Genomic DNA, 15892 nt, shown 5'->3' with positions numbered 1-15892 from the left:
AGAATGACCTTACTTTCGATTAACTCTCCTGATGATCTCAAAAAGCTGACGCGCGATGAGCTGCCAGCCCTCGCGGATGAGTTGCGTCAATTTGTACTTGATTCAGTATCCAAAACGGGAGGTCACTTGTCCTCCAATTTGGGAACGGTCGAGTTATCGATTGCTTTGCACTATGTATTTGATACGCCACGCGATCGGATCGTTTGGGATGTTGGTCATCAAAGTTACCCGCACAAAATCTTGACAGGCCGTCGTGAGCGCATGAATACCTTACGTCAATACAAAGGTCTTTCAGGCTTCCCGCACCGCGCAGAGAGTGAGTTTGATGCTTTTGGCACGGGGCACTCTTCAACCAGTATTTCTGCGGCGATGGGAATGGCGCGTGCATTCCAAACCAAAGGTGAGCGTCAGGTAGCGGTTGCGGTGATTGGCGATAGCGCGATGACCGGTGGCATGGCTTTTGAGGCAATGAATAATGCCGGCGTCTATGACGACTTACCTCTTGTGGTGATTTTGAATGACAACGATATGTCGATTTCACCAGCAGTGGGCGCGCTCAATCGCCATCTTGCGCGATTACTCAGTGGCAATATTTACTCAACTACCAAAAAAGGTATTGATAGCGTCCTGTCAATTGCGCCGCCATTACGTGAGTTTGCAAAACGCCTAGAGGATCATGCTAAAGGCATGGTGTCACCAGCGACAATCTTTCAAGAATTTGGTTTTAACTATTTCGGCCCTATCGATGGACATGATTTAGATGCGCTTGTGCCGATGTTGCAAAACGTGCGGCGTTTAGCATTGGAAGGTCGCGGGCCACAGTTCTTGCATGTTGTAACCAAAAAAGGTCAGGGTTATGAGTTAGCAGAAGCTGACCCAGTTTTGTATCACGGCCCGAGCAAGTTTAATCCGCAGGAAGGCGTCAAAAAAGTAGCCGCAAGCAAAAAAACCTTCACTCAAGTATTTGGTGAATGGCTTTGTGATATGGCCCATGCTGATCCAATGTTGATTGGCATTACTCCCGCAATGCGTGAAGGTTCTGGTTTGGTAGAGTTCGAGAAGAATTTTCCAAAGCGTTACTACGATGTGGGTATTGCCGAGCAACATGCGGTGACCTTTGCGGCAGGTATGGCATGTGAAGGCATGAAGCCAGTGGTGGCAATCTATTCCACTTTCTTGCAACGCGCTTATGACCAGTTGATTCATGATGTGGCTTTGCAAGATCTGCCAGTTTTGTTTGCGCTAGATCGTGCGGGATTAGTCGGAGCCGACGGCGCAACGCATGCGGGAGCATACGACATTCCCTTTTTACGATGCATTCCAAATATGTTGGTGATGACGCCAGCCGATGAAGCAGAGTGCCGTGATTTATTAACAACTGCATTTCATCAACCACATCCAACCGCAGTGCGTTATCCACGTGGTTCCGGAGTAGGTGCTATTCCATCAACAGAGTTGCGCACTTTGCCATTAGGTAAGGGTGAGATTCGTCGTAAGTCAACGGCGCCCACTGGTAAGAGGGTAGCAATTTTGGCATTTGGTACCTTGCTCTATAGTGCTTTAGAAGCTGCTGAGAGTTTGGATGCCACGGTTGCTAACATGCGTTTTGTAAAACCATTAGACCTTGAGTTGATTCAATCGCTAGCAGCAGATCATGATTACTTTGTCACGATTGAAGATGGTGCCATTGCTGGTGGCGCAGGTAGCGCTTGCCTAGAGGCGCTCACAAAATTGGGTATTCAGAAGCCCTTACTTCAGTTAGGTCTTCCCGATGAATTCATTGAGCATGGCGACTATCAGTTGCTCATGACCAAGTGTGGCCTAGATGTAGAGGGCATTACAAACTCCATAAAGCAGCGTTTTCCAGCGGTATTCGTGGCAAATTCGGTGATTTCAGGCAAATAAGCTCGTTTTGCTTGAAAATAGAGCCATGAATGACATGAACCCCGCCTTCCTCAAAGCCAGTGCAATGCCTGACGTGCAGTCCACTTTGGACAAGCGCGCAATGCCAATTGAGCAAGTCGGTATTCGTGGTGTGCGTCACCCATTAACGATTCGTAGCAAAACTGGCAACTTTCCATCTGTAGGAACTTTTGAGATGGATGTCGCTTTGCCTGCGCATGTGAAGGGTACTCACATGTCTCGCTTTATGGCGCTCTTGCAAAAACAAGATCAAGCCGTTGATAGCGCAACAGTGGTTGCTTTAGTGCGTGAGATGTTGCCTTTGCTTGACGCCAAAGAAGGTCATGTGCAATTTACCTATACACACTTTGTCAAAAAAGCGGCACCCGTTTCCGGTGTTGAGAGCTTGATGGATTACGAAGTGACTTGGATGGCAACAGCCAAACAAAATGCGGCTGGTGCAAGTGATGTCGAGTTAGGTTTGCGTGCGCAAGTGCCGGTAATGAGTTTATGCCCATGTTCAAAAGAGATTTCAGAATTTGGTGCACATAATCAGCGCTCACATGTCACGATGACCGTGACTTTGGACTCAGCAACCCAGATGACAGTAGAAGATTTAGTTGCAGCCGCTGAGAGCGAAGCATCAAGCGAGCTTTGGGGTTTGCTTAAGCGCCCAGATGAAAAGTGGGTGACGGAGCATTCTTACAGCAATCCTAAATTTGTTGAAGATTTAGTACGCGATGTTGCTGGGCGTTTAAAAGCAGATCAGCGTATTCAGTCGTTTGTAGTTGAGGCCGAGAACTTTGAGTCGATTCACAACCACAGCGCTTTTGCCAGAATTTCACACCAGAAATAAAGCGCACTAGGACTGGGCTGAATTAAGTCAAATTATTGCTTTGTAAATCCCAGCGGGGTTTCACATCAAAGGCTCCAGATTTTGTAGAGCCATTATTTTTACTCAGCATACGTAGTGCACCAGCGAAGGCAATCATGACGCCGTTATCAGTGCATAACTCTAGTGGCGGATAGTGCACCTCAAATTTAATTGCCTGTGCTTTTTCATTTAATGCATTGCGCAGTTGTAAATTAGCGCCGACACCACCAGCCAGGACGAGATGTTTGCATCCGGTTTGCTTGAGTGCTTTCTCAGATTTGCTCACTAAGACAGCGACGATGGCATCAACAAAACTTCTTGCAAGGTCTGCATGAAACTGCGCCACTACATTCGGATCGGTCACTGATTGCGCTTCAAACTTTTTGACTTGATTTAAAACAGCAGTCTTGAGTCCTGAAAAAGAAAAATCCAGATCACCCGAGTGCAACATGGGTTTTGGTAAATCAAAAATGCCGACACGACCTTTCTCGGCTAACTTAGAAATGGCTGCGCCCCCTGGGTAATCAAGACCTAGTAATTTGGCAGTTTTGTCAAAGGCTTCGCCAGCGGCATCATCCAAAGTCTCGCCCAGGAGTTCATATTGGCCAATGCCGGAAACTTTCATGAGTTGGGTATGTCCCCCAGAAACCAGTAGGGCAATAAAAGGAAATTGCGGAGCCGTTTGGCCTAAAAGCGGAGAAAGTAGATGGCCTTCGAGGTGATGAACCCCGATTGTGGGCAAATTGAGACCTTGCGCTAAGGATTTGGCAAAGGCGCTACCCACCAATAGCGCACCTGCTAAGCCTGGCCCTTGAGTAAAGGCAACGGCGTCAATATCGTCCAATTTGAGGCCAGATTGGCTCAAAGATTGGCCTAAAAGGGGCAAAACTCGGCGAATATGGTCCCTAGAAGCCAATTCAGGAACAACACCCCCATAATCGCGGTGCATAGCGATTTGAGAGTGCAAACCCTGGCCTAGAATGCCTAAAAACGCTGGTTTTCCTGCTTCCCAAGGGCTTGTGTCGTAAATCGCCACCCCAGTCTCGTCACAGGAAGTTTCTATGCCTAAAACAATCATTTTTTTGCTTGGTCGTGCTAGAATCGCAATTCAGTTAATTTTTCGATACCTATCGAGCATATACGAGTTAAATAAGTATGACTACAGTCCGCCTTCGCGAAAACGAACCATTTGAAGTGGCATTGCGCCGTTTCAAGCGCACCATTGAGAAAAATGGTCTTTTGACAGACTTGCGTGCACGCGAGTTTTACGAGAAGCCAACGGCTGAGCGTAAGCGTAAAAAGGCTGCAGCTGCTAAGCGCCATTACAAGCGTATTCGCAGCCAAATGTTGCCGAAGAAGCTTTACTAATAGAATTTAAAGCTCTCTTCACCGAGAAGCTTTGAAACCCGCTGACGGTGAAACGCAGCGGGTTTTTGCTTTTTAATCACCACCTCAGAAAACTAGGATCACTCTATGAGTTTGAAAGATCAAATCACTGAAGATATGAAATCTGCCATGCGTGCTAAAGAAACTGCGCGCTTAGGAACCATTCGTCTTTTATTGGCTGCAATCAAGCAACGCGAAGTAGATGATCGCATCGTGCTCGATGATGCTGCAGTGATTGCTACCGTTGAAAAAATGATTAAGCAACGTAAAGATTCGATTTCTCAGTTTGAAAAAGCAGGACGCGATGATTTAGTAGCAGTTGAGTCCGCCGAGATGACTATCTTGCAAGCCTATTTGCCAGCGCAAATGTCAGATGCAGAAGTGCAAGCGGCAGTAGCTGCGGCAGTAGCTGCGACTGGTGCTGCAGGACCACAAGATATGGGTAAAGTGATCGGCGCTTTAAAAGCTCAATTAGCCGGCAAGGCTGATATGGGCAAAGTGTCTGGCTTGGTTAAAGCTGCATTGGCAAAGTAAGCCGCTTTACTAACTAGCAAAACCTTCCAAACCGTTTCATACTGATTGTATGGCGCTCATTCCACAATCCTTCATTGCTGATCTTTTAAATCGGGTTGATATTGTTGATGTGGTTGGGCAGCATGTAAAGTTAAAAAAAGCGGGCGCAAACTATCAAGGCCTGTGCCCCTTTCATTCAGAAAAGTCACCATCATTTTCAGTATCACCTACTAAGCAGTTCTATCACTGCTTTGGATGTGGCGCCCATGGATCTGCCATTAGTTTCTTGATGGAGTATTCCGGCTTAGGTTACGTGGACGCGATTGAAGAGCTTGCGCGCTCTGCTGGCTTAGATGTTCCTCGTGAAGAGCGCAGCGCAAATGATGTTGCGCGTCAACAGCAAGCCATGGCGCTCAGTGAAGTGATGAGTTCAGCAGCCGATTGGTATCGCCAACAACTCAAAGGAAGCACCCGTGCAGTTGACTATCTCAAAGGGCGCGGCCTAACTGGTGAGATCGCAAAACGTTATGCTCTTGGCTATGCCCCAGATGGTTGGCAAGGACTTGAAGCGGTATTTGGCTCTTACTCGAATGATGACATTGCCAAAACGCTTGTTGAGGGTGGCTTGATTATTCAGGGGGAACAGTCAGAGGGGGCACCTGTAAAACGTTATGACCGTTTCCGAGACCGCATCATGTTCCCAATTCGTAATCCAAAAGGTCAGACGATTGGGTTTGGTGGCCGCATCCTGGATCAAGGCGAACCAAAATATTTAAACTCTCCTGAAACGCCCTTGTTCTCTAAAGGCAATACGCTCTACGGATTGTTTGAAGGAAGACAAGCCATACGCGCCAAAGAATATGTGCTCGTTTGCGAAGGCTACATGGACGTGGTTGCACTTGCGCAGTTGGGTTTCCCAAATGCAGTGGCAACGTTGGGTACTGCATGCACTGCCAATCATGTGCGCATGCTATTGCGCCAAACCGATAAAGTGGTTTTTTCGTTTGATGGTGATGCAGCAGGGCAACGTGCAGCGCAGCGTGCACTTGAAGCTTGCTTGCCACTGATGTCTGACGATAAAGAAATTCGTTTCTTATTTTTGCCAACAGAGCATGACCCGGATAGTTATGTCAGAGCGTATGGCGAGACAGCCTTTGAAAAAGCAATCAAAGAAGCCATGTCGCTCTCGAGTTTTTTCTTTAAGGTGGCAAGCGAAGGTCATGATCTAACTACACCAGAAGGCAGGGCGCAGACACACCATGCGGCCAAGCCTTTATTGTTATCGATGCCCCCGATTGCGCTACGCACGCAAATGTTGCGTGAGTTAGCTATCCGCACCAACACCACTCCTGCTGAGTTGGAATCATTCTGTGGTCTGAGTATCGTTCCAGCGCCAGTGCAGCCATCTGGATATCAAGCGACAACAGCAAGATCAACTTATGGCACAAGTCACCCTGGTGGCACGGGAAATTCCAATAACCCAAATTATCCAAATTCTTTTTCTGGTAGCAATCGACAAGGGGCGCCATGGCAAGCTTCAAAGGGTTCGGCAAAACGAGTGGCCACTCAAGCCATTGAGCCACCTAAAGCACCGATGGATTTGGCTGAACAAATTTTGCGTGTGCTCATTCAGTTTCCACATTTAGGAAAAGCATTAAATGAGAGTAAGCGTGCTTTGGCATTAAAGGCAGCAGAACAACGATCTGCAAATGCTTTGATGTTGATGACCGATTTGCTAGCGCAATGTGATCAGGTTGAGCTCATCCCAGATGAAAGCGGTAAGTTGACCGTTGGCGCAGGATCTTTTGCGATGTTCCAGGATCAACTCTCCCGCAGTGAACTTGCATCCATGTATGAAGTGCTCAGAAAACGTATTATGGGTAGTGATCTTGAGCTTGAGGGTGCCGCTGCAGATCTAGAAGGTGCTTTTGGAAAACTGGAAAAAGTGACCCTAAAGCAAGAAATGACTGAAATTGCCCAAAAAATTGCTGGGGGGGGTGCCAGCGAGCAAGATAAGGCCCGTTATCGAGAATTGGGTGAAAAGCTTAAATTTGCCTGAGATTTACTGAAATTCCCCCAGAAATGACCTAAAAATACCCAATATTTTTAGCCAAGCCGGGGTCAAAAAAGTCGCAATCGACTATAATCCTCTGTTCCCAAGAAAAAAACGAATTAATTCAGCCACTTGCGCTTAGTTTTTAGGAAATTTTGGGTAAGTGGACTACGGGGCTGTGCATAAACGGTCGCGATCAATAACAGTAATGTGAGTAAGTGCTAACAAATGCCTAATACCAAGACAAAAAAATCTGCTAAACCAGCCCCAAAAGCCAAGGCCCCTGCTAAACCAGCACCTAAGGCAAAAACCGCTGTGAAAGCTAAAGCACCAGCTAAGCCAGCACCAAAATCAAAAGTTGTTGCTAAGGCCCCTGCTAAACCAGCACCTAAGGCAAAAACCGCTGTGAAAGCTAAAGCACCAGCTAAGCCAGCACCAAAATCAAAAGTTGTTGCTAAGGCTCCTGCTAAACCAGCGCCTAAGGCAAAAACCGCTGTGAAAGCTAAAGTACCAGCTAAGCCAGCACCAAAATCAAAAGTTGTTGCTAAGGCTCCTGCTAAACCAGCATCAAAAGGCAAGACTCCTGCAAAGCCAGTTACTAAGGCATCTGTAAAAGATGAAAAACTGGCAAAAAAGGGTAAGGCTGAAGATCCAAAAGAATTAAAAGGCAAAAAAGCAAAAGCGCTTGAGGCTGAAGTGGCTCCTCAAGAAGAAAAAAAGCGTGGTCGCAAGGCCAAGGAAGCGCCTGCAGATGGCGCTGAGCCAGTATTAACAGATCGTCAAAAAGCGCGTGAGCGTAAAGCCAAAGAAAAGGCGCTCTTAAAAGAATTCGCTGCACAGCAGTTGGGTACTGAAGAGCAGCAAGAGTTGCGCCGCGCTCGCTTAAAGACATTGATCAAGATGGGTATGTCCAAGGGTTACCTAACCCATGGCGAGATGAATGACGTGATGTCTGATGAATTGTCTGATGCCGATGCATTAGAAACGTTGATCAGTCTGTTAAACGACATTGGTATTACTGTTTACGAACAAGCGCCAGACGCAGAAACATTGATCTTGTCTGACACTACAGCAGCGGCAGCTTCAGAAGAAGAGGCTGAAGAAGAGGCTGAAGCAGCATTGTCTACTGTAGATTCTGAATTTGGTCGCACTACCGATCCAGTACGTATGTATATGCGTGAAATGGGTACGGTGGACTTATTGACTCGCGAAGGCGAGATCGTCATTGCTAAAAAGATTGAAGCAGGTCTTAAGGACATGGTTATGGCCTTGTCTGCATGTCCTGTAACGATTGCAGAAATTTTAAGTAACGTTGACAAGATCGCCGCTGGCGAATTAGAGATCGATCAATTTGTTGATGGCTTAGTAGATCCAAATGCTGAAGATATTAAGCTTGGACCTGATGAGCCAGAGGTTGATCCTGATGCTGAAGTCGGCGATGAAGATGGCGACGACGAGGGTGGCGGCGGAGGCGGTGGCGCTGCAACAGCCAACGCTAAGCAACTCGAAGAATTAAAGCAAATCTCCTTAGAGAAATTTGCAATTGTTCGTACGCAAGCTGAAAAAATGCGTCGTGCTTTTGATAAAGAGGGTTACAACTGCCCAGCTTATGTGAAAGCGCAAGCAGCGATTCGTGCTGAGTTACTTGGTTTCCGTTTGACTGCTAAGAGTGTTGAGAAGTTATGTGACACTATGCGCGCTCAAGTGGATCAAGTTTGGAAATTAGAGCGCGGTATCGTCAGTTTGTTAGTGGATAAAGTGGGCGTAAACCGTGGTGATGTTCTCAAAGACTTCCCAAAGATGTCTATGAACTTAGGCTGGACAGATAAGTTGCTCAAAGAAGGCAAGCCTTATAGCGCACTCTTGCAGCGTAACGTTCCAGCGATTCAAGAATTGCAACAAAAGCTCATCGACATTCAGAAAAATGTCGTGATTCCATTGCCTGAGCTCAAAGAAGTCAACAAGCAGATGATCGCTGGCGAGAAGCGTGCCCGCGAAGCTAAGCGTGAGATGACGGTAGCGAACTTGCGTTTGGTAATTTCTATTGCGAAAAAATACACCAACCGTGGATTGCAATTCTTGGACTTGATTCAAGAAGGCAACATCGGTTTGATGAAAGCGGTAGATAAGTTTGAATACCGCCGTGGTTATAAGTTCTCTACCTATGCAACTTGGTGGATTCGTCAGGCGATTACCCGTTCGATTGCCGATCAAGCGCGTACGATCCGTATCCCTGTACACATGATTGAAACCATCAACAAGATGAACCGTATCAGCCGTCAAATCTTGCAGGAAACTGGTCATGAGCCAGATGCAGCAACATTGGCATTGAAGATGGAGATTCCAGAAGATAAGATTCGCAAGATCATGAAGATTGCCAAAGAGCCAATCTCGATGGAAACACCAATTGGTGACGATGAAGATTCACATTTGGGCGATTTCATTGAAGACGGCAATACCTTGGCGCCTTCTGAGGCAGCATTGCATGACTCTATGCGCGATGTTGTAAAAGATGTGTTGGATTCGTTAACACCACGTGAAGCAAAAGTATTGCGTATGCGCTTTGGTGTGGAGATGAGTACAGACCATACTCTAGAAGAAGTGGGCAAACAGTTTGATGTGACTCGTGAGCGTATCCGCCAAATTGAAGCCAAGGCTTTACGCAAGATGCGTCACCCAAGTCGTAGCGATAAGCTCAAGACCTTCCTCGAGGAAGATTGAGCCAAAGACTAACGGGCCTATAGCTCAGTTGGTTAGAGCAGAGGACTCATAAAAGATTTAACCGTGAGTTGTTTGCGCTTAAACCTCTTATGTTTCAACAGGTTGTACGTGGTGTAGTAGTAAAAGATTGCTTCTACACCGCTTCTACAGTTTGCACGTTTTTTTGACGCTTGTTTGACCAAAAAAATGTGCAACTAAAATTAGCTTCATGGGCCTATAGCTCAGTTGGTTAGAGCAGAGGACTCATAATCCTTTGGTCCCAGGTTCAAGTCCTGGTGGGCCCACCAGAAATGAAAATACCAACCTTCGGGTTGGTATTTTTTTGGCATTACTTTAAGTAATGGTTGGCATATAAAAATGTGCGTGGGTAAGCCTAGGCGCCCTTATCCAAAACAGGTTTCAATCGCTTCATGTTTTCCATTAACGGTTGGAATGGGCCGTACTTATGCTGCTCAGCGGAGGCGCCATCTACATAAGGGGGGAATGCCGCATCAACTGGCTTATTCCAGCGAGCAGGAAAATCTTTATCTAAATTAGATTTGACTGGACGTGGCTTACTTAGGATATAGCCAGCTACATCATAAGCTTGCTCGTCAGATAGCAGAGACTGACCATGCGATGAGCCAAGTGGCATATTGGTTTTGATGAATGCTGCAGCCGTTAATAAACGGTTCATTCCAGCTCCGTTATTGAAAGTATCCTTGCCCCATAGCGGTGGGAATGTATAACCTTTTGCCTCACCCACTTTCCCGTTCCTAAGTCCAGCACCATCTTGACCATGACATGCCGCACATTTTTCAGCATACACCTTCTCGCCTGACGCTAGATTAGATGCTCTGTCTGGAGGAGTGAATTTTGGCAATCCCTGACCCTCAACAGCACTGCCTACTGGAACACCTTTAGATAAGAAGTGAATGTAGGTGGCAAAAGCTTTCATTTCTCGGCTATCAAATGGAAGAACTTTTCCATTCATACTCCTTTCCATGCAGCCATTCACCCGTTCTTCAATAGTGCTGACATCATTTTCACGCCCCCTATATTGGGGAAATGTTGCTTGCGCACCAACCCATGGCATAGCAAACTTTTTTGTTGCGGCATCTTGATGGCAGTTGGTGCATGCTAAGTTATTGCCAGCATAGCGCATTTTTTTATCAGCAACTTCCGGTCCAATAACTTCAAATGTTTTTTCGGATAAATGTTTTCCATAGCGCACTAAACGACCATAGTGATCATTAGGCAGGCTATCGACGTCATACTTTTTACCAATATCGTCGGTTTGCGCAATGGCAAAAAATGGGGTGATGAGGATTATTGGTAAAAGCTTATTGAATTTCATATGAAGCCCTAATGGTGGTTAAAAATCTAGTCATTAATTCTTTATGCATCTTGATTTAAATCATGAACTTATTATCTCCGCCAATCATATTTGGATGGTTTGATTTAAATCAAACACTTTAATCCAGGCATCGTCTGCATTAAAGGTGGACCATTCATTAGGGGTGACTATGTTATTCAAATTATTTGGAACATTTGCATTACTTATATCAAGGGATTTAAGAAAAGGCCTGCAGTACCTCGAACTTGGACTTTAGGGCGTTGCATTGAGACCTCATTTATCTTTGGCTAGATTTATGAATCTGTAGCACCGCTATATGCATTTTTATTTTCGGGGGGGTGTGCGCTCTTGGCATTTATTTTGATGGCTTTTTGTATAAAAAGCTTGTAAGTAATAGTGTGTGATTGCTTACTGTAGATAAGCATTTGCCTCTCTAAGATTCTGTTCAGAAATTTCACCAGAGAGCGCAGCTAACCGCAATCTATTGAGTAGGTAATTGACCTTTTCCATGTAAAGCATGTATTCGTTGGCAATTAAATCACTCTCTGCAGCGAGAAGCTCCATCGTTGTGCGTGATCCGTTGGAATACCCAAGGCGAGTCGAATTCAGTCTTGCTTCACCAGTCTTTTTGGCGTTAGCTAATCCATTAAGCTTATCTTTTGCGGTGTAAAGAGATTGCCAAATGGATCTCAGAGCCCTTTCTAGGTTTTGCTCTGATTGCTTATATTGCGCCTTCGTTTTTTCTACCAACAATAGAGACTCCTCATGCTTAGCGCTTCTATATCCGCCGGTATAAATGGGTATGGATAGTTGAAGACCTACAAGGTAGTTATTAGTTGCGGTATTGTTAGCCGGACCAAAGTTACCAGAGCCATTAAGACTATCTTTTGCTGTTTGAGCAACGGCATCAAGTTTAGGTGATGCTATTGCTTCATACTTCGCAGCCTCTTCTTTTGCAGCCTTTTCTTGGACAGAAAGCATTTGCAATTGAATATTTTGTGACTTCAGCTTGCTAACATATGTTTCGAGACTTGCAATTGTCATTTGCCCTGTATTCAATCCAATCTTAGATTTGTCAATTTTTACAGCAGTCCCAAATAAATCTTGTAATGCGAGTTTTTTGATAGCGAGATTATTTTTAGCATCTAAGGAGCGTACTTTTACAGTTTCAAGTCTTTCATTTGCTTCCTGCATGTCTGTTTGGCTGGCATCTCCAAGCTTGAATCGTTTTTCTATCTGCAGACGAGTATTTTCAATAGCCAACTCTTGTTTACTGATTAATCGCACCGCCTCTTCAGCGCTAAGCACTTCAAAATAGCGCTCAGCAACTAGCAATATCAGATTTTGACTGGCAATTTGGGCCCCCAAATCCGAAGCGTCTGCAGAATAATTTAACTGTCTGCTTTGGGCAAGACGCTCAAGGTTGTATATTGATTGAGTCGCACCGACAGCATAGCGATTAACAAATCCATTATTAATTGAAGTATTAAATGTGGCGCCATTAATTGTTCCCATGCTTGGAGCATAAAATTGCGCCCCCGTTGTGGAGGTGTTGTAACTCATGCTACCAGTAAGGGCGGTTAAATTCAGGCTAGGCAGCCATAAGGAGGTCCCTTGATCTCGACGTTTCTCGCCAGCCATTTGCTCATATCTGCTTGCAATAAATTCCGGATCTCGATTTTGTGCCTCTTGCCATACTTCAATTAAGCTTGTTGCTTTTGTAGAAGTCGCAGAAATACACAGTAAAGCAATGGCTGCAGCTGCAAATGGTCTAATGCTGCGGATTTTCATCATGCTACCTTTCGGGTTTGTATGGTGTTTCATCTCAGATTCTTAATGTTATTCATGGCCAGATTGAATAATTTCATTCACCCGCTGTGAATACGCCGAGTAATACAGCATGGGAATAACGATCAATGTCAGAGCGGTGGATATCAAAATTCCAAAAATTAAGGAAATTGCAAGCCCGTTGAAGATGGGGTCATCTAATATGAAGAATGCGCCAAGCATAGCCGCCAGTCCCGTAAGCGCTATCGGTTGAGCCCTGGTGATTGCAGCATTAACTACCGCATCTTTAAAGGGTATATTTTCTCGTACTTGGAGGTTAATGAAATCTACCAACAATATTGAGTTACGCACAATGATTCCAGCTAGCGCAATCATTCCTATCATTGAGGTTGCTGTAAATTGAGCTCCCAATAAGGCATGCCCAGGCATTACGCCAATGATCGTTAGCGGAATAGGCGCCATGATAATGAGGGGTGTTAAATATGATCCAAAATGCGCTACAACTAATAAATAAATCAAAATGAGTCCGACAGCATAGGCTGCCCCCATATCTCGAAAGGTTTCATACGTTATTTGCCATTCACCATCCCATTTAATTGCGTACCTTTGATAAGGGTCCATTGGGGCTTTTGTAAAAAATTCTTCAACTTGATGCCCTTGGGGGCCCTGAATTTTTTGAGTGAAGTCTCTTGCCTTGAATAAGCCATACAAGGGGCTATCAATCTTTCCGGCGGTATCTGCTATGACGTAGCTTACGGGTAAGAGATCTTTATGGTAGATCGTTTGTTCACGATCGGCATCAACAATAGACACTAATTGGCTTAAAGGAATTGCTTCTCGTTGGGAATTCCTGACGGTGAGCTTTAGTAGTTCATTTAAAGAATCTTGTTTGCTCTCAGGAAGTCTAATTTCTGTGGGGGCGGGATATTTTGATGCATCATGAATATAGGTAACATCCTCTCCCGATAAGGCAGCCCTTAGGGTTGTCACAATGGCTTGCTGGGAAACGCCCATCAAACTCGCTTTTTGGCGATTTATCACTAAAAATTGTTTTGGTGATTTAGCAATACTGCTGTCATCAATGTCAACTATGCCTTCAGTCTTTTCAAATGCTGCTCTGACAGACTTGCTAACTTGAAGCCTACCTTCTGAATTAGGGCCATAGATTTCAGCAACAATCGGTGAGAGTACGGGTGGCCCTGGTGGGACCTCTACGACTTTGACCGCAGCATGATATTTTTTGGCAATTTGTTCTAGAGTTGGTCGAATTCGACTTGCAATGAGATGACTCTTATCCGATCGCTGATGTTTATCAACAAGATTAACCTGTATATCACCTAGCGCAGGGTTTTGTCTAAAGTAATACTGGCGCACTAAGCCATTAAAGTTGATGGGTGCAGAAGTGCCAGCATAAATTTGGTAGTTGCTGACCTCAGGAAACTTCGATATGGCCTCACCCATTTCTTTTAATACATTTGAGGTGCTTTCTATTCGGGTATTTGGTGGCATATCCAGAATCACTTGAAATTCAGATTTGTTATCAAATGGAAGCATTTTGAGCACCACTATGCCTGTTAACGGTAATGCAATGGATATCAAGATTGCGCAAATGATTCCGATTCCAAGGAGCTTTCGATTTTTCTTGCCGACTTGATCATCTAATAGCGGGTTAAATATTTTTTGAAATTTAGGGCTTAACCAGACTGCTAGGTTGAAATGCTTGCCCAAATCTTCTTGGTGGTTGACTAACCAAATTCTGGCCATCCATGGAGTAATGACAAATGCGATGGCCAATGAAAGCAACATCCCCATACTTGAGTTAATAGGTATTGGGCTCATATATGGCCCCATTAGGCCACTGATAAATGCCATGGGAAGTAATGCTGCAATAACGGTAAGGGTGGCTAAGATTGTTGGCCCGCCAACCTCATTTACTGCAGAAGGGATAATTTCTTTTAGACTTTTATTGGGAAAAAGTAGTTGATGTCGATGAATGTTTTCTACTACGACAATTGCATCATCAACCAATATGCCTATCGAAAAAATCAAGGCAAATAGTGATACGCGGTTTATTGTGAAGCCCCATGCCCAAGAAGCAAATAGAGTTGCGGATAACGTCAGCACAACAGCTGATCCAACAATCAACGCTTCTCTACGACCTAGCGCAAAGAAAATCAAAGCTACTACTGATAGTGTTGCAAAAATTAGCTTCTGAATTAATTTGACCGCCTTTTCATTCGCGGTTTCTCCATAGTTCCTCGAAACTGCTATTTCGATATCTTTTGGGATCAACGTTTTTTTCAGCGAATCAAGCTGGCTCAGAACTTGATTTGATACATCAACGGCATTTTCACCAGGCTTTTTAGAAATGGATATTGTTACTGCAGGATAGTTAGTAGATGTTCTTTCTGAATGCCAAACTAATCGACTTCTTTGCATTGGACCATCAATTACATCGGCTATATCTTTGATATAAATTGGGTTTCCTTGACGAATCCCTAAGGCGATATTTTCAACATCCTGTAAATCCTGCAAGAATGGGCCTGTCTCAATCGCTACAGAACCCTGTTGGGTAAGCAAGTCGCCAACAGGCATTCCAAGATTGGCTGACTCGAGTGCTAACCGCAACTCAGGAATGGTGACACCCCTGATGGCCATTTTTTCTGGGTTAATCTGAATTTGTATGGCACGTTTTGGTCCTCCAATGGTTGTTACCTCGCGTGTGCCTTTAATGCGCTTTAAATGAATCTCAATTTGATTGGCAACTTTTTCTATTTCATATGCACTGATTGATGAACTTTTTGAAAACAGTGTCAGCGAGAGAATAGGGACATCATCAATTCCTTTTGGCTTAATGATGGCAGGCATCACTCCTAAGCCTTTTGGCAGCCAATCGGAGTTTGCTGCTACTGTGTCATGTAATCTAACTAAAGCTTCTGTTCTAGGAACGCCAACTTTGAATTGAACGGTAATAACTGATAATCCTGTCCGAGACATAGACATGACATGTTCAATTCCAGCAATTTGAGAAAGTACTTGCTCGGCTGGTATCGAGACCATTTCTTCTACGTTTTTTGCGTTTGCACCCGGGAAGGGGATGATCACGTTTGCCATCGTCACATTAATCTGGGGTTCCTCTTCGCGGGGAGTGATCAAAATTGCAAATAAGCCCAGTAGCAATGCTAGTAACGCTAGCAAAGGAGTAATCTGCGCTGATTGAAAGAATGATGCTATGCGTCCAGAAATTCCGAGCTTCATGAAGATGCCTTTTGTCTATAACATTATATAAATATATATAATGTTATAATATCCTATAAAG

General features: G+C 44.8%; 10 protein-coding genes and 1 tRNA gene. 7 read left to right on the top strand and 4 right to left on the bottom strand.

Features of this window, described 5'->3' with window-relative positions:
- The first annotated feature begins 3 nt into the window (after positions 1 to 3).
- Both dxs and folE2 read left to right on the top strand, forming a co-directional pair.
- Positions 4 to 1905, top strand: coding sequence for a 1-deoxy-D-xylulose-5-phosphate synthase (gene dxs / locus NHB34_RS08070; protein WP_353427132.1), 1902 nt, complete (start codon positions 4 to 6; stop codon positions 1903 to 1905).
- Between the two features lie 25 nt (positions 1906 to 1930).
- On the top strand, positions 1931 to 2758 hold the full coding sequence (folE2, locus tag NHB34_RS08065) for a GTP cyclohydrolase FolE2 (RefSeq protein ID WP_353427131.1): 828 nt from the start codon (positions 1931 to 1933) through the stop codon (positions 2756 to 2758).
- 22 nt (positions 2759 to 2780) lie between these two features.
- On the opposite strand, the gene tsaD is transcribed toward folE2, so the two are convergent.
- Positions 2781 to 3854: a tRNA (adenosine(37)-N6)-threonylcarbamoyltransferase complex transferase subunit TsaD gene (tsaD, locus tag NHB34_RS08060; RefSeq protein WP_353427130.1), complete on the bottom strand. Its 1074-nt coding sequence runs from the start codon at positions 3852 to 3854 to the stop codon at positions 2781 to 2783.
- Positions 3855 to 3931: 77 nt separating this feature from the next.
- Here tsaD and rpsU point away from each other — a divergent pair, with 77 nt between their 5' ends.
- The 5 genes from rpsU to NHB34_RS08035 all read left to right on the top strand — a co-directional run bounded on the left by rpsU (position 3932) and on the right by NHB34_RS08035 (position 9736).
- On the top strand, positions 3932 to 4144 hold the full coding sequence (rpsU, locus tag NHB34_RS08055; protein ID WP_011903537.1) for a 30S ribosomal protein S21: 213 nt from the start codon (positions 3932 to 3934) through the stop codon (positions 4142 to 4144).
- 105 nt (positions 4145 to 4249) lie between these two features.
- The gene (locus NHB34_RS08050) at positions 4250 to 4696 is read left to right on the top strand and encodes a GatB/YqeY domain-containing protein (protein ID WP_353427129.1); all 447 of its coding nucleotides are present in this window, start codon (positions 4250 to 4252) and stop codon (positions 4694 to 4696) included.
- A 49-nt stretch (positions 4697 to 4745) separates the two neighbouring features.
- On the top strand, positions 4746 to 6734 hold the full coding sequence (gene dnaG, locus NHB34_RS08045; RefSeq protein ID WP_353427128.1) for a DNA primase: 1989 nt from the start codon (positions 4746 to 4748) through the stop codon (positions 6732 to 6734).
- 222 nt (positions 6735 to 6956) lie between these two features.
- The gene (rpoD, locus tag NHB34_RS08040; protein WP_353427127.1) at positions 6957 to 9449 is read left to right on the top strand and encodes an RNA polymerase sigma factor RpoD; all 2493 of its coding nucleotides are present in this window, start codon (positions 6957 to 6959) and stop codon (positions 9447 to 9449) included.
- Between the two features lie 210 nt (positions 9450 to 9659).
- Positions 9660 to 9736: transfer RNA gene (locus NHB34_RS08035), tRNA-Ile, on the top strand.
- 86 nt (positions 9737 to 9822) lie between these two features.
- Here the strand turns inward: NHB34_RS08035 and NHB34_RS08030 are convergent.
- The 3 genes from NHB34_RS08030 to NHB34_RS08020 all read right to left on the bottom strand — a co-directional run bounded on the left by NHB34_RS08030 (position 9823) and on the right by NHB34_RS08020 (position 15831).
- Positions 9823 to 10785, bottom strand: coding sequence for a c-type cytochrome (locus NHB34_RS08030; protein WP_353427126.1), 963 nt, complete (start codon positions 10783 to 10785; stop codon positions 9823 to 9825).
- A gap of 408 nt (positions 10786 to 11193) precedes the next feature.
- Positions 11194 to 12609 (bottom strand): TolC family protein, encoded by a 1416-nt coding sequence (locus NHB34_RS08025; RefSeq protein ID WP_353427125.1) that lies wholly within the window; start codon positions 12607 to 12609, stop codon positions 11194 to 11196.
- Positions 12610 to 12624: 15 nt separating this feature from the next.
- Positions 12625 to 15831: an efflux RND transporter permease subunit gene (locus tag NHB34_RS08020; protein ID WP_353427124.1), complete on the bottom strand. Its 3207-nt coding sequence runs from the start codon at positions 15829 to 15831 to the stop codon at positions 12625 to 12627.
- Positions 15832 to 15892 lie beyond the last annotated feature (61 nt).

Source organism: Polynucleobacter sp. MWH-UH19D (genome assembly GCF_040409795.1).
Taxonomy (GTDB): domain Bacteria; phylum Pseudomonadota; class Gammaproteobacteria; order Burkholderiales; family Burkholderiaceae; genus Polynucleobacter.
The sequence above is the reverse complement of the archived record's forward strand: the minus strand, read 5'-3'. Positions and strand labels throughout refer to the sequence as shown.

Bases quoted from the DNA above. Each gene is read 5' to 3' on its own strand.
- folE2 (WP_353427131.1), top strand. From the start codon at position 1,931: ATGAATGACATGAACCCCGCCTTCCTCAAAGCCAGTGCAATGCCTGAC.
- NHB34_RS08030 (WP_353427126.1), bottom strand. From the start codon at position 10,785: ATGAAATTCAATAAGCTTTTACCAATAATCCTCATCACCCCATTTTTT.
- tsaD (WP_353427130.1), bottom strand. From the start codon at position 3,854: ATGATTGTTTTAGGCATAGAAACTTCCTGTGACGAGACTGGGGTGGCG.
- rpsU (WP_011903537.1), top strand. From the start codon at position 3,932: ATGACTACAGTCCGCCTTCGCGAAAACGAACCATTTGAAGTGGCATTG.
- dnaG (WP_353427128.1), top strand. From the start codon at position 4,746: ATGGCGCTCATTCCACAATCCTTCATTGCTGATCTTTTAAATCGGGTT.
- NHB34_RS08050 (WP_353427129.1), top strand. From the start codon at position 4,250: ATGAGTTTGAAAGATCAAATCACTGAAGATATGAAATCTGCCATGCGT.
- NHB34_RS08025 (WP_353427125.1), bottom strand. From the start codon at position 12,609: ATGAAACACCATACAAACCCGAAAGGTAGCATGATGAAAATCCGCAGC.
- rpoD (WP_353427127.1), top strand. From the start codon at position 6,957: ATGCCTAATACCAAGACAAAAAAATCTGCTAAACCAGCCCCAAAAGCC.
- dxs (WP_353427132.1), top strand. From the start codon at position 4: ATGACCTTACTTTCGATTAACTCTCCTGATGATCTCAAAAAGCTGACG.
- NHB34_RS08020 (WP_353427124.1), bottom strand. From the start codon at position 15,831: ATGAAGCTCGGAATTTCTGGACGCATAGCATCATTCTTTCAATCAGCG.